1 protein-coding gene is annotated in these 273 nt (G+C 45.1%); it reads right to left on the reverse strand.

Going from position 1 to position 273, the window contains the following annotated elements; genetic code table 11:
• On the reverse strand, window positions 1–273 hold a 273-nt coding region (locus AC2Q9J_RS17905), incomplete at both ends, for a lytic murein transglycosylase (protein ID WP_499042025.1).

Genomic DNA, 273 nt, shown 5'->3' on the forward strand with positions numbered 1-273 from the left:
CGGCGACTTTCGCCAGAAATTGACATACCTTGTGGAATTTTCACTTCAAAACCCCAAGGCATACCTGTTTGCCATCCAGCACGTTTTAAAAAGTTTGCTGTCGAAGCCAAAGCATCTGGGATACTCGATACGAGATCACGGCGACCATCACCGTCAAAATCTACGGCTAAACGTTCATAAGTAGATGGCATAAATTGCGTGTGACCAAATGCTCCTGCCCAAGAACCATAAAGTTGATCTTGAGTCACATCACCTCGTTGCAAAATACGCATG

This window comes from Planococcus sp. RAB007_Raresut (genome assembly GCF_057369535.1).